At 35.5% G+C, this 20,722-nt stretch carries 15 protein-coding genes; 11 read left to right on the forward strand and 4 right to left on the reverse strand.

Annotated elements, in window-relative coordinates; genetic code table 11:
* Window positions 1-299 precede the first annotated feature (299 nt).
* Window positions 300-2,798, forward strand: a complete 2,499-nt coding sequence (locus B3C16_RS03985) for a cation-translocating P-type ATPase (RefSeq protein ID WP_291129030.1) — start codon at window positions 300-302, stop codon at window positions 2,796-2,798.
* On the opposite strand, the gene B3C16_RS03990 is transcribed toward B3C16_RS03985, so the two are convergent.
* Window positions 2,795-3,658, reverse strand: coding sequence for a hydroxymethylglutaryl-CoA lyase (locus tag B3C16_RS03990; RefSeq protein WP_291129031.1), 864 nt, complete (start codon window positions 3,656-3,658; stop codon window positions 2,795-2,797). The two genes, B3C16_RS03985 and B3C16_RS03990, sit on opposite strands and share 4 nt — an antisense overlap.
* Before the next feature lie 171 nt (window positions 3,659-3,829).
* Between B3C16_RS03990 and B3C16_RS03995 the strand changes: the two genes are divergently transcribed.
* Together B3C16_RS03995 and B3C16_RS04000 are read left to right on the forward strand one after the other, a co-directional pair.
* Complete coding sequence (locus tag B3C16_RS03995) at window positions 3,830-4,441, forward strand: hypothetical protein (RefSeq protein WP_121313589.1); 612 nt, start codon at window positions 3,830-3,832, stop codon at window positions 4,439-4,441.
* Window positions 4,438-5,151, forward strand: coding sequence for a DUF3307 domain-containing protein (locus tag B3C16_RS04000; protein WP_291129034.1), 714 nt, complete (start codon window positions 4,438-4,440; stop codon window positions 5,149-5,151). Before B3C16_RS03995 ends, B3C16_RS04000 begins: the two co-directional genes overlap by 4 nt.
* Here the strand turns inward: B3C16_RS04000 and B3C16_RS04005 are convergent.
* The gene (locus B3C16_RS04005) at window positions 5,137-6,156 is read right to left on the reverse strand and encodes a quinone-dependent dihydroorotate dehydrogenase (protein WP_291129038.1); all 1,020 of its coding nucleotides are present in this window, start codon (window positions 6,154-6,156) and stop codon (window positions 5,137-5,139) included. The two genes, B3C16_RS04000 and B3C16_RS04005, sit on opposite strands and share 15 nt — an antisense overlap.
* A gap of 197 nt (window positions 6,157-6,353) precedes the next feature.
* Between B3C16_RS04005 and nadC the strand changes: the two genes are divergently transcribed.
* The 3 genes from nadC to priA all read left to right on the forward strand — a co-directional run bounded on the left by nadC (window position 6,354) and on the right by priA (window position 10,732).
* Window positions 6,354-7,211 carry a carboxylating nicotinate-nucleotide diphosphorylase gene (nadC, locus tag B3C16_RS04010; RefSeq protein ID WP_291129041.1) on the forward strand — a complete coding sequence of 286 codons (858 nt, stop codon included), beginning with the start codon at window positions 6,354-6,356 and terminating at the stop codon, window positions 7,209-7,211.
* A gap of 1 nt (window position 7,212) precedes the next feature.
* The gene (locus B3C16_RS04015; protein ID WP_291129044.1) at window positions 7,213-8,169 is read left to right on the forward strand and encodes a YihY/virulence factor BrkB family protein; all 957 of its coding nucleotides are present in this window, start codon (window positions 7,213-7,215) and stop codon (window positions 8,167-8,169) included.
* Window positions 8,170-8,281: 112 nt separating this feature from the next.
* The gene (priA, locus tag B3C16_RS04020; protein WP_291129047.1) at window positions 8,282-10,732 is read left to right on the forward strand and encodes a replication restart helicase PriA; all 2,451 of its coding nucleotides are present in this window, start codon (window positions 8,282-8,284) and stop codon (window positions 10,730-10,732) included.
* Window positions 10,733-10,738: 6 nt separating this feature from the next.
* Here priA and B3C16_RS04025 read toward each other — a convergent pair whose 3' ends face one another.
* Window positions 10,739-11,434, reverse strand: coding sequence for a LytR/AlgR family response regulator transcription factor (locus B3C16_RS04025; RefSeq protein WP_121313595.1), 696 nt, complete (start codon window positions 11,432-11,434; stop codon window positions 10,739-10,741).
* Between the two features lie 188 nt (window positions 11,435-11,622).
* Between B3C16_RS04025 and rpsF the strand changes: the two genes are divergently transcribed.
* The 4 genes from rpsF (at window position 11,623) to B3C16_RS04045 (ending at window position 13,493) form a co-directional block, all read left to right on the forward strand.
* Entirely contained in the window at window positions 11,623-11,964 is a 342-nt protein-coding gene (rpsF, locus tag B3C16_RS04030) for a 30S ribosomal protein S6 (protein ID WP_121313596.1), read from the forward strand.
* A gap of 2 nt (window positions 11,965-11,966) precedes the next feature.
* A complete protein-coding gene (gene rpsR / locus B3C16_RS04035) occupies window positions 11,967-12,263 on the forward strand; it encodes a 30S ribosomal protein S18 (protein ID WP_121313597.1) in 297 nt (98 codons plus the stop codon).
* A gap of 66 nt (window positions 12,264-12,329) precedes the next feature.
* Entirely contained in the window at window positions 12,330-12,770 is a 441-nt protein-coding gene (gene rplI / locus B3C16_RS04040) for a 50S ribosomal protein L9 (protein ID WP_121313598.1), read from the forward strand.
* A gap of 249 nt (window positions 12,771-13,019) precedes the next feature.
* Entirely contained in the window at window positions 13,020-13,493 is a 474-nt protein-coding gene (locus B3C16_RS04045; protein WP_291129054.1) for a DUF6495 family protein, read from the forward strand.
* Window positions 13,494-13,514: 21 nt separating this feature from the next.
* Here the strand turns inward: B3C16_RS04045 and B3C16_RS04050 are convergent, their stop codons facing one another.
* Window positions 13,515-14,222 carry a LexA family transcriptional regulator gene (locus tag B3C16_RS04050; protein ID WP_291129059.1) on the reverse strand — a complete coding sequence of 236 codons (708 nt, stop codon included), beginning with the start codon at window positions 14,220-14,222 and terminating at the stop codon, window positions 13,515-13,517.
* Window positions 14,223-14,798: 576 nt separating this feature from the next.
* On the opposite strand from B3C16_RS04050, the gene B3C16_RS04055 reads away from it, so the two are divergent.
* Complete coding sequence (locus B3C16_RS04055) at window positions 14,799-20,702, forward strand: gliding motility-associated C-terminal domain-containing protein (RefSeq protein ID WP_291129062.1); 5,904 nt, start codon at window positions 14,799-14,801, stop codon at window positions 20,700-20,702.
* The last annotated feature ends 20 nt before the right edge of the window (window positions 20,703-20,722 follow it).

A 20,722-nucleotide genomic window follows, 5' to 3' on the forward strand; every position in this document is an offset into this window, starting at 1 on the left:
GGCAAAGTTCTTTTTTTAAAATGGGCTTATAAAAATACAAAAAACAATTTCATAAGCGCAACACCTTAATAAAATTTTACAAATACTCACAATGCTTGATTATAGGTGTTTTCAAAACTCACTAGATTTAAATTGATATTTTGCTTGTGAGTGTTGAAATAAGAGAGCCGTTTGCAGTTTATGCTGAACGTGGTTCAGTGATGTAGTTAAATTGAATTCGCAACGTATCAATCTTAAACAAATAAAGCGGTTAAAGTCATCTTAAATAACTAACTTGGTACATACTTATTGCATCAATAATGACAGAAAATAAAATAAACATCAGTGGACTTTCAAATGATGAAGTAATTGCTTCCAGAAAAAAGAACGGTTCAAATTCTTTAGCGCACCAACGCAAAAATCACTTTTTAATTTCATTATTAGAAATGCTTAAGGAACCTATGTTTATCCTTTTAGCTGCGGCTGCTGGTATATACTATATTTCGGGTGATTATGGCGATGGTATTTTTATGACGATTGCAATTTTATTTGTAGCCGCTATTTCATTATTTCAAGAAGCCCGAAGCAGGAATGCCATTGACGCTTTAAAGAAGTTGTCTCAGCCCAAAAGTAAAGTTATTCGAAACAATGAAATACTTGAAATTCCGAGTGAAGAAATTGTATTGGGTGATTTCATTCAAGTTGAAGAAGGGACTTTTATTCCGGCCGATGCGGTGATTGTTCAGTCGAATGATTTTTCGGTGAATGAATCCATCCTAACCGGTGAATCTTTATCGGTCTTTAAAAGTGAAACTTTAGAAACTAACCAAGTATTTCAAGGTACAACAGTAGCAACAGGATTGGCCATTTGTAAAGTTACGGCAATCGGAAATCAAACCAGTTTAGGAAAAATTGGGAAAAGTTTGGAGGAGATTGTTGAAGAAAAAACACCTTTGCAAATTCAAATCACCAATTTTGTCAAGAAAATGTCCATCATTGGATTGGTAACTTTTGGAATAGTTTGGGGCATCAATTTTTACCAATCTCAAAGTGTTTTAGATAGTTTGCTGAAAGCATTAACCATTGCCATGAGCGTAATTCCGGAAGAAATACCGGTGGCTTTTACCACTTTTATGGCACTTGGTGCTTGGCGTTTGATGAAGATGGGCATTATTACCAAACAAACCAAAACCGTTGAAACATTAGGTAGCGCAACTGTAATTTGTACCGATAAAACCGGAACGATTACGGAGAACAAAATGAGTTTAGCGCAATTGTATCTTTTCAATTCAAACAATATAATCAATACTAATGAGAAATTAAATCCCGAAGCACAAGAAGTTTTGAGTTATGCCATGTGGTCAAGCGAACCGATTCCGTTTGACGCTATGGAAATTGCGGTTCATGAAGCGTACGCCAAATTAGAATCGCTTGATGAACGACCTAATTTTAAGTTGGTTCACGAATATCCGTTAGGTGGAAAACCTCCGATGATGACTCATGTCTTTGAAGATAATAACGGTAAAAGAATAATCGCCGCCAAAGGTGCGCCCGAAGCTCTAATTGAAGTCAGTAATTTAAACGATACTGAAAAGAAGCAAGTCATAGCGGCGATGGAAATCATGGCTAAAGAAGGTTATCGCATTTTAGGTGTTGGTGTGGCCGATTTTTCAGGGAAAGATTATCCTAAAACCCAACAAGAATTTAAGTTTCTTTTTAAAGGACTAGTCGCTTTTTATGACCCGCCAAAAGCCAATATTCAAGAAGTTTTTGAAACGTTTTATAAAGCCGGAATTCAAGTAAAAATAGTTACAGGAGACAATGCTGCTACAACTTCAACTATTGCGAGACAAGTTGGTTTTAAAGACGCTGACAAAGTTTTAAACGGCGATGAATTAATGGAAATGGATGAAACCACTTTAAAAACAAAAGTAATGGAAACCGCCATTTTTACCCGAATGTTTCCGGAAGCCAAACTAAAAATTATCCAAGCGCTAAAAGACAACAATCAAATTGTAGCGATGACCGGTGATGGTGTTAACGATGGTCCTGCATTGAAATCAGCACACATCGGAATTGCCATGGGCAAAAAAGGAACAGAAATTGCCAAACAAGCAGCCAATTTAATTTTGATAGATGATGATTTCAGTAAAATGACCGATGCGATTGCTATGGGGAGAAAGATTTATCTCAATCTCAAGAAAGCGATTCAGTACATCATTTCAATTCATATACCGATTATCCTTATCGTTTTTATTCCATTGGCATTAGGATGGATTTATCCCAATATTTTTACACCGGTTCATATTATATTTTTGGAAATAATTATGGGGCCAACTTGCTCTATCATTTATGAAAATGAACCTATGGAGCGAAATTTAATGCTGCAAAAACCAAGACCTTTAACGTCAACTTTTTTTAATTTAAAAGAAATTACGATTAGTATCCTTCAAGGATTGGTAATTACTATAGGATTGCTTTTGGTATATCAATATTGTATTTATCATGGATTAACAGAAAGCGCGACGAGAACCAGTATTTTTATAGCTTTAATTGCTTCTAATGTATTTTTAACCTTGGCCAATCGTTCTTTTTATTATTCCATTTTTACGACTATTCGTTATAAAAACAATTTGGTATTGCTCATTATTGGGATTACCATATTGATGACATCATTATTATTGTTTGTTCCGATTTTTTCTAAATTCTTTTTGTTTGAAAAAATAGATTTGGCACAAATAGGCGTTTGTGTCTTAGTGGGATTTATTTCGGTGATGTGGATTGAAATCTATAAATTATTCAAAAGAAGAAAGTCTTAATGATAAGCACTGAATAATTTTGTAGCCTCATTATAAGCACTTTCAAAGCTCATCGGACTCGTGTTGGTATCTTGCTTTTGAGCGGTAAAATAGGAGAGCAGTTTCTCTGTTGGCATATTCCCGGTCAAATCATCTTTCGCCATCGGACATCCGCCAAAACCTTGAATCGCGCCGTCAAATCGGTGACAACCGGCTTTGTAGGCTGCGTCTACTTTTTCGTGCCATTTGTCCGGAGTGGTGTGTAAGTGTGCGCCAAATTCGATATTTGGGTATTTCGGAATCAAATTTGAAAACAAATATTCAATCACATCAGGCGTTGAACTTCCGATTGTATCCGAAAGCGATAATATTTTAACGCCCATATTAGCCAATCTTTCCGTCCATTCGCCTACAATTTCAACATTCCAAGGATCGCCATACGGATTGCCAAAGCCCATTGATAAATAAGCCACAACTTCTTTATTTGAGGTATTGGCAATATCTAAAATCTCTTGTAAAGTGACCAAACTTTCCGCAATTGTTTTGTGCGTATTTCGCATCTGAAAGTTTTCTGAAATCGAAAACGGAAAGCCTAAGTATTGAATTTCTTTATGTACAGAAGCCAATTGAGCGCCTTGTGTATTGGCAATGATAGCTAAGAGTTTGCTTTGTGTTTGCGATAAATCCAATTGTGCCAAAACTTCTGCCGTGTCTTGCATTTGCGGAATCGCTTTAGGTGAAACAAAACTGCCAAAATCAATCGTGTCAAAACCGACGCGAAGTAAGGACTGAATATAGTCTACTTTTTTCTCAGTAGGTATAAAAGTTTTGATGCCTTGCATAGCATCGCGTGGACATTCTATAATTTTGATTGGTTTCATAAGCGTTTTCAAAGATACTAAAACTCCTCATTTTTTAAAATTTATATTTTGTTTTAGTATTACATTTTTAAGTAATAAATCCAAATATTACCTATTTTGGTAATAATTTCATTTATTACACTTTTTGGTAATAATGTTTGGATAATAGAATTTATTACCTATATTTGAGTTATGATAAGCATCATTACAGGCGATATTGTCAATTCCAGAAAGCTGTCTTCCAATGTTTGGATGGATGGATTGAAGACTTTATTGAATACGTTTGGTAAAAGTCCGGCCGAATGGGAAATCTACCGCGGAGATGAATTTCAATTGGAAATTAAAAATCCCGAAGACGCTTTATATGCGGCTTTACAAATTAAAGCTTTTTTCAAAACACTAAAACTCGATGTCCGAATGAGTATTGGTATTGGTGAAAAAAACTATAGCGCCAAGAAAATATCAGAAAGTAACGGTACGGCATTTTTGCGTTCAGGCGAAGTTTTTCAAACCTTGAAAAAGCAAAAAGTTAATTTGGCGGTAAACACCGGAAATTTTGCATTGGACACCGATTTGAATTTAAAACTCCGTTTGGCATCAACGTTCATGGACAGTTGGTTGCCACAATCGGCTGAACTAGTTCAAGTGGCGATGCAAAATCCAACTTTAGCACAAGACGGAATCGGGCAGAAGCTTGGTATCAATCAAGCCGCGGTTAGCCGAAGAAGAAAACGCGCACAGTATGATTTGTTATTGGAAACCGAAAATTATTTCCGCCAAAAAATTAAAAATCTGAGCGTATGATTATTTTCGTAAAACTACTTTTAGCCCATTTAATTGGTGATTTTATCTTGCAACCGAATTCATGGGTTTTAGATAAAGAAAAGAAAGTTCATCGCAGTGTGTATCTTTATCTGCATACTTTTCTGCATGGTGTTTTGGCTTACATTATTATTGGAGAAAGAGCATTTTTGGGTTTCGCAATCTTGTTAGCTTTATTACATGGCTTTATTGATTTTCTAAAACTTCGATTTCAAAAAAAGAAAACCAAACGCAATTGGTTTATAGCTGATCAGCTAATGCATTTGTTGGTTATAATAGTCATTTCGCTTTTATATAACGACCAAACTATTGATTTTTCTTTGATGGATAATCAACTTTGGGTTATGCTAACAGCGTTGATTTTATTGACCAAACCAACTTCTATAATCATCAAAAATATCATTTCCATTTGGACACCGGAAAGCAAAAACGATAAGAACGATGATTCTTTGCAAAACGCCGGAAATTATATTGGAATACTCGAACGATTGTTTGTATTCTATTTTGTGATTACAGGACATTACGAAGCCATCGGGTTTTTATTGGCAGCCAAATCGATATTCAGATTCGGAGATTTGAAAGAAGCCAAAGACCGAAAACTGACCGAATATGTATTAATCGGAACGTTGTTAAGTTTCGGAATTGCTTTTTTGGTGGGATTGTTAACCAATTACTGCTTACTTCTTTTCTAGAATTTTTTGATTGATTTCCTTAATCAAATTCGGACCTTCATAGATAAATCCGGTGTATAATTGTATCAAGCTCGCTCCGGCTTCCAGTTTTTCAATCGCATCTTCCGCTGAATGAATGCCTCCAACGCCAATAATAGGAAAGGCTTTATTGCTTTTTTGAGAAAGAAAACGAATCACTTCTGTAGAACGATTGGTCAGAGGTTTTCCGGATAAACCACCGGTTTCTACTTTATTTTCCGATTGTAAACCTTCCCGAGAAATGGTGGTATTTGTAGCAATTACGCCGGCAATTTTGGAATCATTTACAATATCGATAATGTCTAATAATTGTTCGTCAGTCAAATCGGGAGCGATTTTCAGTAAGATTGGTTTTGGTTTTTGGTGTAATAAATTATGCGATTGTAAAGTGTTTAAAAGTTCTGTTAACGGCTTTTTCTCCTGAAGTTCTCTAAGGTTTGGTGTATTTGGAGAACTGACATTGACCACAAAATAATCAACATATTGGAACAAAGCATCAAAGCAAATTAAATAATCTGAAGTCGCATTTTCATTCGGAGTGAGTTTGTTTTTGCCAATGTTGCCACCAATCAAAACGCCTTTGTTTTCTTTTAATCGCAAAACGGCTGCTTCAACACCGCCATTATTAAAACCCATTCGGTTGATAATTGCGCTGTCTTCTTTTAAACGGAATAGTCTTTTTTTGGGATTACCGTCTTGTGGTTTTGGCGTTAATGTTCCAATTTCGATAAACCCGAAACCAAAATGCGATAGTTCATTGTAAAGCTTCGCATCTTTGTCAAAACCAGCGGCTAATCCAACCGGATTTTTAAATTTTAAGCCAAAAACTTCTCGTTCCAAACGTTTGTCTTCAACTTCATAAATCGATTTTAAAAGATGGGGAACAAAAGGAATTTTGGAAATAAATTTTACCAATGAAAAAGTGAAATAATGCACTTCTTCCGGGTCAAACCAAAAAAGAATTGGGCGAAGGAGTAATTTGTACATGGGTTGTGTTGTTGTGACGCAAAGATAATAGTTTTATTTGATTGTTAGAAACGCCCTTCAGGCTTTAGATATGCTTCGCTCTTAGATAATTAGAAATCTCTAAGTTTCTAACTATCTAAATAGTCTAATAATCTATTAATCTAAGAGGCGCAGCCGTATCTAAAAAAATATTATTTTAGCCAAACAATACTTGCCCAATGATTTCAGAAAAACAATTTCAGACAGAGCTTGATATAATTATTCAAAATGGCATTCGCGAGGATATTGGTCCGGGCGATTACACTTCGCTAGCCTGTATTCCCGATACTGCAAAAGGTAAAGCCAAACTTTTGGTCAAAGACAGCGGAATTATCGCCGGAGTGGAATTTGCCAAAAAGGTTTTTGAAAATGTCGATCCAACACTAGAAGTAGATGTTTTTATAGAAGATGGAACGCCGGTAAAACATGGTGATATCGTTTTTCATGTTTCGGGAAGTTCGCAATCTATTTTGAAAGCGGAACGATTGGTATTGAACTCAATGCAAAGAATGTCGGCGATTGCGACAAAAACCAATAAATATGTCCAACTTTTAGAAGGTACCAAAACCAAGATTTTAGACACCCGAAAAACCACTCCCGGATTCCGTGCTTGTGAAAAATGGGCGGTGAAAATCGGGGGCGGTGAAAACCATCGTTTTGCGTTGTATGATATGATTATGTTGAAAGACAATCATAACGATTTTTCAGGCGGAATTACTCAGGCGATTACTAAAACAAAAGCGTATTTAAAACACAATAATCTCGATTTGAAAATTATAGTCGAAGCCAGAAATTTAGCCGAAATCGAAGAAATCCTTCAAAATGAAGGTGTGTACCGAATTCTGATTGATAATTTCAATTTCGAAGATACTGAGAAAGCAGTAGTGCTAATTGGTGACAAATGTTTGACTGAATCATCCGGAAACATCAATGAAACAACCATTCGCCAATATGCGGAATGTGGTGTAGATTATATTTCCTCCGGTGCTTTAACACATTCAGTTTACAATATGGATTTAAGTCTAAAAGCCATCTAAAATGAGTACCGAGATTGAAGACAGACTCAAAAAAATTCCTGTAGTCAAACAATTGGTTTTGTTGTTGCAAAAAGTACAATTGCCTTGGCTTCACGGTTTGTCACTTTATGATTTAATCGAAATTTATTTCATCGGTGTTTTTGAAGGCGCTATATCTTATAGAGCTGCGGCGATTGCTTGGAGTTTTTTTATGGCTTTGTTTCCTTTTATGCTGTTTATTTTAAACTTGATTCCTTACATTCCGATTGAAGGATTTCAAGAGGATTTTTTAAGCTTTGTCCAACAAAGTGTACCACCAACCACCTATGATGCTATTGCTGTGATTATTGAAGATATTTTACACAATAGTAACAGCGGTTTGATTTCTACCGGATTTTTCATGGCGATTTTATTGATGACCAATGGTGTGAATGCTATTCTAGGCGGATTTGAGAGTTCACATCACATTGATATTTTATCAAAGAGAAAATTTTTCAGACAGTATTTTGTGTCGCTCGGTCTTTCTATTTTGTTGTCAATGGTATTGATAATAACCGTGGCGGCGATAGTCGTTTTTGAGGTTTTTATTCAAAAGACAAAATTGCAAGATGTGCTTTCGGATAATATTCCATTGATTGAAATGGGAAGGTATATTTTTGTGATTTTAATGATTTTGATTACGACATCTTTGTTGTTTAAATTCGGAATTAAAAGAGATGCAAAACGATCATTCATATCTATCGGTTCCGTTTTTACCACTATTCTAATCATAATTTCTTCCTATTTCTTTGGGATTTGGGTAGTGAAGTTTTCAAAATATAATGAACTTTATGGTTCAATCGGGACTTTGTTGGTTGTCATGTTTTATCTTTGGCTAAATTGTATAGTATTGCTTTTAGGGTTTGATTTAAACGCGTCAATCAATCACATCAAGCGAGAAAAACAAAAGGAATTAGAATCTCAAGAAACCCAACAATAGGGCATTTTTTAAACGCAATACCTGCCATTCGCTCTATCTCGTCCCAAAAGACGAAATGCCGCTGCTGTCAGGGTTAAAACTCAAACTGTTCGCATTTTTTAAACTTTCCGCCATGTCTTTTTTTATTGAAGTTATCATTCCGCTTTCTTTGCCTAAAACCTTTACATACAAGGTTTCGGAAGCAGAGTATAATTTCATTTTTAAAGGAATGCGAATTGCGGTTCCCTTTGGCAAAAACAAAATCTACACGGCGATTGTAATCGATTTGCATCAAAACGCACCAACACTTTACGAAGCCAAAGAAATCCATCAAATCCTTGACGAGAAACCTATTGTAAACGAATTTCAAATCAATCTTTGGTTTTGGATTGCCTCTTATTATATGTGCAACATTGGCGATGTGTATCGCGGTGCTTTGCCATCGGCTTTGTTGTTGGAAAGCGAAACGATTATTTCACAACGGAAAGAAACTTTTGTCGATGAAACCGATTTGTCCGATGATGAATTTTTGGTTTATGAAGCTTTACAACATCAGTCCTCGTTGAAGGTTCAAAATATCATTGACATTCTCAACAAAAAAACGGTTTTTCCGGTGATTCAAAAGTTGATTCATAAAAACATCATTTCGCTTGAAGAGGAAATACAAGAAGAGTACAAGCCTAAACTCATTCGCTATATTCGTTTGCACGAAAATTATTTGGCAGAAGAAAAACTGATTGAGCTTTTAGATAGTTTAAAATCTGAAAAAAGGAAAAATTTAGTGCTTCAGTATTTCCAATGGCAAGCGCAGGAAAAAAAACCAATTTCAGTTAAACAATTAATTGAAACTGCACAATCATCAACAGCCATTGTAAAAGCGTTGGTAGTGAAAGGCGTTTTTGAAGAATATTACATCCAGGAAGACAGGGTTAATTTTGATAAAAATAAACTCGATAATCAATTGTCTTTAAGTGAAGCGCAGCAAAATGCTTTTAATGAAATTGAAAATGTATTTCTAGAAAAAGACGTTTGTTTACTGCATGGTGTAACTTCCAGTGGAAAGACTGAAATTTATACCAAACTCATAGAAAACTACATTGCTGACGGAAAACAAGTTTTGTATTTATTACCCGAAATAGCTTTAACCACGCAATTGGTTTCGCGCTTGACAAAACATTTTGGTAATAAAGTCGCTGTTTTTCATTCGAAGTACAGTAATAATGAACGAGTAGAAGTTTGGAACCAAGTTTTAAATTCTTCCGAAAAAGCACAAGTGGTGATAGGAGCAAGGTCGGCTTTGTTTTTACCATTTTCGAATTTGGGTTTAATCATTGTGGATGAAGAACACGAACCAACGTTCAAACAACAAGATCCGGCACCGCGATATCATGCCCGTGATTCAGCTATAGTTTTGGCTAATGCGCATCAATCTAAAGTTTTATTAGGTTCGGCTACGCCAAGTATTGAAACCTATTATAATGCGACTTCGGGAAAATTTGGTTTTGTGAGTTTAAAAGAACGTTTCGGAAAAGTGCAAATGCCCGAAATTGAATTGGTTGATTTAAAAGACAGTTATTTCAGAAAGAAAATGAAAGGTCATTTCAGCTTGACTTTAATCGAACAAATTACTGAAGCTTTTGCCAATAATGAGCAAGTAATTCTATTCCAAAACCGACGTGGTTTTTCACCGGTATTAGAATGCATGACTTGTGGTCATGTGCCGCAGTGTCCGCAATGCGATGTGAGTTTGACTTACCACAAGTACAAAAACCAATTGCGATGTCATTACTGCGGTTACAATATGGCCAAACCTACGAATTGTCATGTTTGTTCGAGCGTTGATTTGGAAACCAAAGGCTTCGGAACGGAACAAATCGAGTTGGAATTAGCCGAATTATTTCCGAATAAGAATATCAAACGCATGGACCAAGACACGACACGCGGCAAATACAGCTTTGAAAAAATCATAGACGGATTTAAAAATCGTGAAATTGATGTTTTGGTTGGAACGCAAATGCTGGCGAAAGGGTTAGATTTTGATAATGTTTCGTTAGTTGGGATAATGAATGCTGACAATATGTTGTATCATCCCGATTTCAGGGCTTTTGAAAGAAGTTACCAAATGATGACACAAGTATCCGGGCGATCGGGTAGAAGTGAGAAAAGAGGTAAAGTAATTATCCAAACTTATAATCCGTTGCACAATGTCATTCAGCAAGTCACTAACAATGATTATGAAGGCATGTATAAGGAGCAATTGTATGAACGAAAGATTTACTATTATCCACCTTTTTATCGCTTGATAAAGCTTACCATGAAGCATCGTGATTTTGATAAACTCAAAGAAGGTTCGATGTGGTTGTTTCAGGTATTGCAACAAAATTTATCGATTCCTGTTCTTGGTCCGGAAGAACCTGCAATTAGTCGCATTCGAAATGAATACATTCGTACGATTATGATTAAAATTCCAAGCGATACGCCATTACAAGGTACAAAAAAAACTATCCAGAAAGTACTGAATAGTTTTGATGTAGTACCGCAATACAGAACAATTAAGGTTACTGTAAATGTCGATTTTTATTGAGTAATTTTAAGCAATAGCTAAAGCTTTAATTAAATCTTCTTTTTTGTTACGGCTTAAAGGAATTTTAGTGAGACCAATTTCCGCAAACTTACTGTTGAAACGTTCTACCTTATCAATGTTAATGATATAAGATTTGTGAACTCTGATGAATTTTTCTTTCGATAAATCCTGTTCAAATGATTTCATTGTAGAAAGTACGAGGTTACTATCTTCTTCCGTTACTACTTTTACATAATCTCCGTAAGCTTCAATCCACTTAATTTTATTGGTATACACTTTAAGTTTCTTAAGGTTGCTCTTAATAAAGATATGTTCTCCTTCTTCTTCTTGATTTTCTTTCTTAAGCATATGGAAATCCATTGCTCTTCTAACAGAAGCATTAAAACGATCTAAGGCTATCGGTTTTTGTAGGTAGTCCGTAGCATCATAATCGAACGCTTTCATAGCGTATTCCGCTTTTGACGTGATAAAAATAATTTGGGGTTTTACTTTTAATCCGTCAAGAAAATCAAAACCACTGATGACCGGCATCTCAATATCGAGAAAGATTAAATCAACAGTATGAACCGACATGCAATTTTTTGCTTCAATTGCATTAGAAAAATCACCTACTAAATGTAAATTGGGGTGATTATTTACTAATTTTGCAATGATCATCCTTTGAATGGAACTATCATCAACAACGACACAATTTAGTTTCATAATATTATTTATTATAGATTTGGAATTGTAAAAATAACACCTTTTTTTTAATCCACCTAACGTTTCGTCGATTATTTTTGCTTTTAAACGTTATTTTTTACTTTTAGACGATTTCTCTTCTTTGTCTATTGAATTTCAGAAAACATTTTATATCTTCGCGCCCAATTTAAAATTTAACAAAATTTATTATGAATCATTACGAAACTGTTTTCATCTTAAATCCCGTTTTATCTGAAGTTCAGGTAAAGGAAACAGTAAGCAAATTTGAAGATTTTCTTACTGCTAAAGGAGCAACGATGGTATCTAAAGAGGATTGGGGCTTAAAAAAATTAGCTTACGAAATCCAAAACAAGAAAAGTGGTTTTTACCACTTATTCGAATTCCAAGTATCAGGAGAAGCTCTTATTGCTTTTGAAACTGAGTTTAGACGTGACGAAAGAGTTATGCGTTTCTTAACAGTAAGTTTAGACAAACACGCAATCTCTTGGGCAGAAAGAAGAAGAACTAAATTAAAAGCAACAAAAGCGTAATTATGGCAACTTTACAACAATCCGCTTCAGGAAAAAAGGACGGAGATATCAGATATCTTACTCCATTGAATATTGAAACTAACAAAACTAAAAAGTATTGTCGTTTCAAAAAATCAGGTATCAAATATGTAGATTACAAAGATCCTGACTTCTTATTGAAATTCGTAAACGAACAAGGTAAAATTTTACCAAGACGTTTAACCGGAACTTCATTGAAATACCAAAGAAAAGTGTCTGTAGCTGTGAAAAGAGCGCGTCACTTAGCTTTAATGCCATACGTGGCCGATTTATTAAAATAATATTTAAACAATAGTTGTTGGTTTCCCGTTAATCGGAACCTAACTTCTCTAATAAAGGACAACAACATGGAATTGATCTTAAAACAAGACGTTCAGAATTTAGGATTTAAAGATGACGTAGTAACAGTAAAAAACGGTTACGGTCGTAATTTCTTAATCCCGCAAGGTTTTGCTCAATTGGCAACACCATCTGCCAAAAAAGTTTTAGCTGAAAATTTAAAACAAAGAGCTTATAAAGAAGCTAAAATTGTTGATGATGCTAAAAAAATCGCAGAAGCTTTAAAAGCTTTAGAGATTAAAATCACAGCAAAAGCTGGTGGAGAAAAATTATTCGGTTCAATCACTAACATAGATATCGCTTCGGCTTTAGAGACTGCTGGTCAACCAATCGATAGAAAATTCATCACTAGTGGTGTTGTTAAACGTACAGGTAAATATGCTGCTACTGTAAGATTACACAGAGAAGTGGTTATCGAATTACCATACGAAATTGTAGCTGAGAAATAATATTTCAACATACAAAGTAAAAGTCCCGATTCGCGTCGGGATTTTTTTTTGAAGCTTTTTCCAGCTTTCCATTACAATCTTTTATGAATTACCACGGGTTAAAACCCATGGCAATTCATAAAAGGATTTTTATTGCAAACACGAAGTGTTCATCGAACTCCAATGAAAATTAAAGTATTGTGAGATAATCGGGGCTAGGCTTTAATGCTAAAACAAAAAAAACTTAGTCACTCGGCAACTTTAAAAAATATGAAATACAAAAGACTAACCAAAGAACAATTTGAAGCCTTGCACCAAGAATTTAGTAATTTCTTGGCAACACAATCTATAGATAAAGGAGAATGGGATAAAATCAAAGCCGATAACCCGGAAGTGGCCGAACAAGAATTAGACGTTTTCTCGGATTTAATATGGGAAGGCGTTTTGAGCAACGCGCAATACTTAGAGCATTTCTCTAAAAATCACATTTTCCTTTTTCATTGTCAGGAAAAGTTTATTCAGTCAATCGTTTTAAAAGCTTTGGATCCTGAAGTAAATTTTATGGAAAAAGAAGGATTACAATGGTTAAGTGATAACTTATTCACCGATACCGTTGAAATCCATTTAGGCAAAAAAGAATATGAAGACGGAAGAAATACATCCATATTCGATTTGATTACCCAAGGCGCTATCTTGAGCGACGGGCAATTGTACCTTCAAATCAACGGCATTGTTCAGTCGTAAAAAATATATTGGACAATAGTACTATTTAATTATAGATAGTACTTTGTCCATAATTTTTAAATTGTCGTTCAGGTACTTCAATTTGCTATTGCTACTGATGTCATAAGACAAAACCCCTTTAATTAGCCATAACTCATCGATATCGCTTTTTTCAAAAGTAATATCGTGATTTACTACATAATCGTTTTTTAATAAGAAGGTGTTAGAATCTTCTGTTATAACCAAGCGATTAATAAAAATTCCTTTCTTCTGACTTATAACAACTGCTAAATCATTGTTTTTAATACTGTCAATATCTGTTGCGGAACAAAGTACATAAGATCGTTCTTCAATTAGAGGAAACATATTGTTGCTAACCGCTTGGAAAGCACGAGTAGATTCACCTCTTAAAAATGGGAAAGTATATTTTGGAAGTGTCTCCAGAATGCTTTTATTGTCTACACAATATTGAAATTGGGATTCTCTACTAACTAAGAAAGTGCCATCTTCCAGGCTGTCATAGTTTTTAGAATTTGATTTACTGTAAAAAATATCATTCAAATCAATTTCGTACAATTCGCAAATAGCGATAATTCCACTGTAGTCTAATGTGTCTCTCTTTTTCCAAGAAGAAATGGTATTTGGCTTTACATTTAGGATTTCTGAAAGCTCTATGTCAGTTCGTACTTTTAGGGCAAATTTTAATTTTTGTAAAATTAAATTCGCATTTTGAGATGTTTTCTCTTGCATATTCGCAAAATGTATTATACTTTTATCCTGAGAATAAAAATATGAGTTTATATTTTTTTAATAATTTATTACTCTAGTGGTATTCGTAGAGTTGGCAATAAGTAATAAAAAAACATTCACGATTGTGGTATTTTTTTTATCGTATAAACAAAAGTCACTATCTCACTTTATGACTTCAAATTATGTAAGTTAATAAATTTTTAAAATTTGGGATTCATTTAAAAACAATAAATATTTTAAATTATTAATAAATTAAAATGTCAGTTAAATTAAAACAAATATATATTAATTGACCCTATAAAATAGTATATAATTAGTTAAAAATGTCATCAATGACCTATAATTAACATATTAAATCGATAAATAACAGTACAGTTATTTTTTTTAGCTAAATAAATAAAAGAAAAGCTACAAAAAAATCATAAACCGTAAAAAAATAAAACAAAAACCGTAAAGAATATTAAAAAATATACTATTACACAATACCACCTCTGAATACCACTACCAATAAATACCACACAAGCAAATAGTTAATTAAGAAATAGTTGCCCTAAATATTCACTTAAATTACTGCTAATGGAATTAAATTTTACCCCTGGCAAAAAGCTTAGGATAAGTCTTTTTGTAATCTACCTTATGGTATTTGGATTTTTGCAAACCGTGGAAGCACAATCACTACCGATTTATGCAACCACAATTACAAGTCAGAGTAATGTAGATTTTGCTACAAATGCTACTGACGGTAATTTGTCAAGTATGGCTAGAATAAGAGCCAGTTCAGGAATTGCCATCGGAATTGGCGCTTACTCCGGACATCTGGAGCTTAAGTTTGATTCGGTTTTACCGGCAAACACTACTTCTTATGTGAAAATTCAAACCGATGATAATATTCTGCCATCTCTACTAGGTGGTAGTCTTGGCGGATTATTATCCGATGTTGGAGGCGTTTTATTAATCGGCAATCAAGAGTTTACTGTGGAAGCCAAAAACGGCTCAACAATAGCTCTTCTGGGAAACAGTCAAATCTTAAATGATTTTGCTTTAGAAAGATTAAAAATTGTCATTAATGCTACTAATGAATACTTTATTGCATTAACCCCTTCACAATCTTATGACAGAATTCGTTTGACCAACAGAGTCGGTTCTTTAATAGGATTAGGAAATACGAAGCGATTGGATGTATATGAAGCTTTCTATATTGGAACACCCGATGTTTGTGGATTGGCAAGTTATACTTCTTATAGCGGTTCGGGTCTAAATCTCGATTTATTAGGTCTTGGCGGCGCCGGTGTTAGCAATCCAAAAAATGTTTTAGACGCTAATACCACTAATTACTCCAGACTTAGCATGGGAATTTTAGCGGTTGCAGCTTCTATAGAGCAAACAGTTTATTACGATGGTGTATCCCAACCAACCGATCAATTTTTTATTCGAATGAAAGTTGATTCTTCATTGTTGGCTTTAGGAGTTGCTAATAATATTCAAATTATTGGCTCGAATGGAGCAACCACAGTGATGACTGCCAATTTAAATTCACTTTTAAATTTAGACTTACTGACATTACTTCATGGCAATCAAATTGCTACGATTCCTTTTTCCCCAAATGCTCCTGTTGACAGAATTACAATAAGATACAACTCCTTGTTGAATGTTCAATTGACACAAAGTTTGGATTTGTATGATGTAACTCGAGCGCCGGCTGTTCCGATAATTACCGATACTTTTACGCTAAATCCAACAGTTTGTTCAGGAAGCACCGCTACTTTAGTTGCAACAACAGGCGTGGGAACCGAATTAATTTGGTATGACCAAGCCGTGGGCGGAACAGCTTTGGCGACCTTGAGTTCAGGTCAACCTTTTGTAACACCGGTTTTAACACAAAACACTTCGTATTATGTTTCAGCCAGAAGAATTGGTTGTCCAGAAGAATCGTTAAGACTCAAGGTTACTGTTACCGTAATCAATTTACCTGTTGCGACAAACATTACCATTCCTGATACTTTGCAAGCTTGTAATGGAGTGATTGTACTTGCTCCGTCTTCAACAATCGGTGGTGCTACTTTTAGATATTATAAAGACCAATTAAAAACTCAGGAAATTACAACCGGATTTTCGGGTGATGCCGGAGTTACTTATGTTTTGAATAATGCTAATGGTGAGCTGTCAATTTCAGGATTAACCGCGATTAATTCACCTTATCACTATTATATATCACTGACTGTAAACGGTATTTGTGAAAATGAGGTGAATACTTTAAAACACGTAATAGTTAATCACGCGACTGCTTTAGTATTGAATGTTTCTCCAACTATTGAAGGTTGTGGAAGTGTTAACCTTCGCGATGTCATTCTGAATTTTGATAGTTCAAGTGATATAATATACAGCTTTTTTGATAGTACCAATGCTCCAATTACTGCGGAAGCGGCTTCCAATATTCAAACTTCGGGATTGTATTATATCCAATCAACAAGTTTAAGTGGAAGCTGCTCTTCTTTAATGCAATCAGTTGATGTTACTGTAAATCAGGAGATAAATTTGGTAGTAACCAATGTTAATAATGTGGTTAATATTGGAAGCTCGGTTACTTTCAATGCCACTTCAAATGCGCCTATTGTTTGGTACGATTCTGATGGAAATGCTTTAGCTTCAAATGTTGCGGGACCATTTGCATCTGCCGGTTTTTATACTTTCACTGCTATTTCAGGCAATGGCAGTTGTTTGGCCACAAGCAATGCTTTTGTATCGGTTATTGATCCTGCCAATTGTCCGGTTTTGACCGAAAGAACATACGCAGATTCCCAAAGTTGGGGTTCCATAATTACCGGTGGTGTTTTTAACGGCAGTAATGCTATCGATGAAGATATCCAATCTCATTCCACCATAGTAACCGGTATCGGACTATTAGGCATTGGAACAACTTGGCAAACTTTGCAATGGGATGATTTAATTCCTGCCGGAACTCCGGTGAATGTGAAATTAGGCTCTAATTATAGTGGTCTAGTAGCCTTAGGTGCTTACTCAATTGTTGGAACCAAAAGAAATTCTTCAAGTGTTCCGATTGATATCGGATTTATCCAACCTATTTCAGGTTCGCTAGTTGATTTATTATCAGGAGAGAATGTTTTCGAATACACTTTTGTTCCTTCCAATTTCAGTGGACCACAAGATTATGATGGTATCCGAATTATTGTAGGTTCTGTCGCCAGTATTGCACAAAATGTAAATGTGTATGAAGCTTATTACGACAAACAGGTTTCTCAAATCACTTGTAGCACATCTGATGTAGAAGATGTTTTCTATGGTGCTTATGATTTAGGTGTTGGAGTCGCTACAGCGACAGTAGGCGTTGATGATCCTTATGATGCAGTTGATAATAGTGTTACTACTTATGCAACGATGTATAGCGGAGCCGGCATTTTAGCGGCAGCCGATTTGACAATTTCTTTCAATACACCAACATTAGCCGGTGATACCTTGGAAATCATAATGTCAAAACCGGCAACACTTTTGAGCTTGTCTTTACTAAGCGGTTTTTCAATCCAAATGTACTTGGGTAATTCTCCTGTAGGACTTCCGATTGATCATAATTCCAGTTTATTGAGTTTATCACTAATCAGTGGTGATTTATATGCTTTGGTTGTGCAACCGCAAACAATGCCTTATGACAGAATAGCCATTCGTTTTGGAGGTACTGTTGACGCATTCGATTTTTTAAGAATACACGAGGTAAATCGACGCGCTGATACTTCCGTTATTGGTGGTGATACCACAAACACTTTGGATGTTTGTCCAGGTCAAGCAGTGCAATTAACTATTGTGCCCGTTGATTGTACGACATTTATTTGGTATGATGCTGAAGTTGGAGGAAACGTAGTTTCAACTGGAATGAGTTTTACGGTACCGAATAATTTAACTTCGGGATCACATAATTTTTATATCCAACCATTCCGTTTCGGTTGTGCGGTATACGATAGAGGTAGAGTGACCTTAAATGTTGGTCAAACCGCACCGGATACGGCTATAACGCAAGTTTTAATAAATGGAGCGACAAATACTACTATTTGTAGCCTAACCGGAACGATTGCTTTGCAAGCTGAGTTGAATTCAACCATGACCATCACTAACCCGATTTTTCATTGGTATTATTTTGATGGTACAACTGTCCAACCCATTGCTGGAGAAACAGCCTCTTTATTGACAATTACAGGATTGACACCGGGAACTTATACTTATTATTTAGGGGTAAGTTCAGATGAATATTGTGACACTGCTGAACCTGACAGAAAAGAAATTACGTTAACCATTTTACCTTTTTCTGTAGCTTCAGATATAACTGCAGCTGATACTCTGATTTGTAACAATGATGCGGCTATAATAGTGCCAACGACTTCGCATACCAATCCACAATTTTCTTGGTATTTAACCAATGATACAACACAACCTATTGTTGATGGTGCTATTATTGGCGGAGCCACTTTTTCAGTAGCGGCTAATGGTACACTAACCGTAACAGGTTTGTTAGATACCAATAGTCCGTTTACTTATTATGTTGCCATGCAAAGTGATAACACTTGTTTGAACTTAGCCGGGACATTAGAACCGGTGATGATAATTGTAAATGATCCTGGAACACCAACCACTGCAAATGCAAATCAGGCATTTTGTTTGATTGATGCGCCAACTGTGGCAGATTTACAAGTGAATGAAAGCAATGTAGTTTGGTACACAGGTCCTATCGGCGGAACCCAATTAGCTACAACCGATTTACTAGTAAACGGAAGCTCCTATTTTGCGTCCATAAATGATTCAACAACAGGATGTGAGAGTAGCGTAAGATTAGTCGTAAATGTAACTATTACTGATCCGGGCACGCCAACCACTACAAATGCTACTCAAACCTTTTGTTTGATTGCTGCACCAACAATTGCCAATCTGCAAGTGAACGAAAGCAACTTTGTTTGGTATTTGAATCCTAACGGCGGAAGTCCATTAACTTCAACCACTGCTTTAGTAAATGGAGGATTATATTACGCTTCGCTATTAGATGCTGTTACAGGCTGTGAAAGTGCTGTTAGATTAGTGATAAGTGTTTTAATTTCTGATCCGGGTACACCAACAACAGCCAATGCTACTCAAACATTTTGTTTGGCGAATGCACCAACCATTTCGAATCTGCAGGTAAATGAAAGCAATGTGGTTTGGTATAATAATCCAATAGGAGGAACTCCATTAGTAACAACAACAGCTCTAGTGGATGGAAGTATTTATTACGCTTCATTACTAGAGACAACCACCGGATGTGAGAGCGCTACGAGGTTAGCAGTAAGCGTAACGCTTTCTAATCCGGCAATTCCAACTACAAATAATGCTACTCAGACATTTTGTTTAGTCGATGCGCCAACCATTGCTAATCTTCAAGTGAATGAAACCAATGTGGTTTGGTATGCAGATGCTACCGGTGGAAGTCCGTTAGCCACAACAACAGCTTTGGTTAATGGAATTACTTACTATGCCGCAATAGTGGATACCAATACAGGTTGTGAAAGTAGCATCCGATTGGCGATAATGGCAACCTTTAATGGAAGTGGTCAAGCTGTAATTTTGGGCGGTGATAATGAAGCTTGTGTTTTTGAGCAGGTAACTTACACCACCAATGCGGGAATGGATAATTATATATGGTCGGTAACCAATGGATTGATTATTTCCGGTGGACAAACAACTGATAATACGATTACGGTATCGTGGTTAGCCATTGGTTCGGGAAATGTTAGTGTTTCTTATTCTAATAGCTGTAGCGGAAATAGTAGTACTTCATTTGACCTAAGTGTTCAAACTTGTTCTGATATTACCATCAGTAAAGTAGTTGACAATCCAACGCCAAGTATTGATGATAATGTAACATTTACTATTACCGTTAATAATGTTGGTGCCGGTCAATTTCTGAATGTAGTTGTTCATGAAAATTTGCCGTCAGGATACAGCTTCGTAAGTGCAACGACAACTGCAGGAACTTTTAATAACATATCAGGGATATGGAATATTTCGATATTACCTGCCAATACGAGCGCTATCTTAACAGTAACGGTTACAGTTTTATCAACCGGAAATTATTTGAATGTTGCATCAATCGATATTTCAGATCCGATTGATTTAGATGATTCTAATAATGATGATGACGCAGAAGTATCACCAATTTGTTTAGTGGTTTACAATGAATTTAGTCCAAATAACGATGGTGCTAACGATACTTTTACCATTGATTGTATCGAAAATTATCCAAATAACAAGCTAAGTGTATACAATAGATATGGTTCTTTAGTTTATGATAGAAAGGCCTATAACAATGATTGGGATGGAACTGCCAACGTTTCAGGAGCTATCAATAGAGAGGAAAAGTTGCCAACCGGTACTTATTACTATATCCTCGATATTGGTGATAATACTCCTAAAAAAGCGGGTTGGTTAGCCATCACAAGATAGTATTACAATCATTTTCTTAA

The organism is Flavobacterium sp. UBA7682, from assembly GCF_002482945.1.
Lineage (GTDB): Bacteria > Bacteroidota > Bacteroidia > Flavobacteriales > Flavobacteriaceae > Flavobacterium.

Bases quoted from the DNA above. Each gene is read 5' to 3' on its own strand.
- rplI (WP_121313598.1), top strand. From the start codon at position 12,330: ATGGAATTGATCTTAAAACAAGACGTTCAGAATTTAGGATTTAAAGAT.
- B3C16_RS03995 (WP_121313589.1), top strand. From the start codon at position 3,830: ATGATAAGCATCATTACAGGCGATATTGTCAATTCCAGAAAGCTGTCT.
- B3C16_RS04045 (WP_291129054.1), top strand. From the start codon at position 13,020: ATGAAATACAAAAGACTAACCAAAGAACAATTTGAAGCCTTGCACCAA.
- rpsF (WP_121313596.1), top strand. From the start codon at position 11,623: ATGAATCATTACGAAACTGTTTTCATCTTAAATCCCGTTTTATCTGAA.
- B3C16_RS04050 (WP_291129059.1), bottom strand. From the start codon at position 14,222: ATGCAAGAGAAAACATCTCAAAATGCGAATTTAATTTTACAAAAATTA.
- B3C16_RS04055 (WP_291129062.1), top strand. From the start codon at position 14,799: ATGGAATTAAATTTTACCCCTGGCAAAAAGCTTAGGATAAGTCTTTTT.
- priA (WP_291129047.1), top strand. From the start codon at position 8,282: ATGTCTTTTTTTATTGAAGTTATCATTCCGCTTTCTTTGCCTAAAACC.
- B3C16_RS04005 (WP_291129038.1), bottom strand. From the start codon at position 6,156: ATGTACAAATTACTCCTTCGCCCAATTCTTTTTTGGTTTGACCCGGAA.
- B3C16_RS03985 (WP_291129030.1), top strand. From the start codon at position 300: ATGACAGAAAATAAAATAAACATCAGTGGACTTTCAAATGATGAAGTA.
- B3C16_RS03990 (WP_291129031.1), bottom strand. From the start codon at position 3,658: ATGAAACCAATCAAAATTATAGAATGTCCACGCGATGCTATGCAAGGC.
- nadC (WP_291129041.1), top strand. From the start codon at position 6,354: ATGATTTCAGAAAAACAATTTCAGACAGAGCTTGATATAATTATTCAA.
- B3C16_RS04015 (WP_291129044.1), top strand. From the start codon at position 7,213: ATGAGTACCGAGATTGAAGACAGACTCAAAAAAATTCCTGTAGTCAAA.
- rpsR (WP_121313597.1), top strand. From the start codon at position 11,967: ATGGCAACTTTACAACAATCCGCTTCAGGAAAAAAGGACGGAGATATC.
- B3C16_RS04025 (WP_121313595.1), bottom strand. From the start codon at position 11,434: ATGAAACTAAATTGTGTCGTTGTTGATGATAGTTCCATTCAAAGGATG.
- B3C16_RS04000 (WP_291129034.1), top strand. From the start codon at position 4,438: ATGATTATTTTCGTAAAACTACTTTTAGCCCATTTAATTGGTGATTTT.